This is a genomic window from Vibrio amylolyticus (assembly GCF_023145695.1).
Taxonomy (GTDB): domain Bacteria; phylum Pseudomonadota; class Gammaproteobacteria; order Enterobacterales; family Vibrionaceae; genus Vibrio; species Vibrio amylolyticus.
In genome coordinates this window covers 1-214 of sequence record NZ_JAJHVV010000055.1, presented here as the reverse complement: position 1 = coordinate 214, position 214 = coordinate 1, and the positions used below count along the sequence as shown (strand labels likewise).

Below are 214 nucleotides of genomic sequence, written 5' to 3'. Positions count from 1 at the left end.
ATTGGCCAATACGTCCACGGTCACGCTGTTGTTTTCATCAACGCTTCCCGTATCTACGTTTGCCACAGGCAAATCATTGGTGCCCGTTATGGTGATTGTGGCCGTTGACGTGATTGGCGTACCCGTTTCATCACTCATGGTGTACGTCACTACAACGTCCTCTGTCACGCCACTTGGAAGGTGATCGAAGTGCTCAGCCGTTGCAGTAAAGACC

At 51.4% G+C, this 214-nt stretch carries 1 protein-coding gene; it reads right to left on the bottom strand.

What is annotated here, in order from left to right; genetic code table 11:
• On the bottom strand, positions 1-214 hold a 214-nt coding region (locus KP803_RS21860), incomplete at both ends, for a VCBS domain-containing protein (protein ID WP_248010958.1).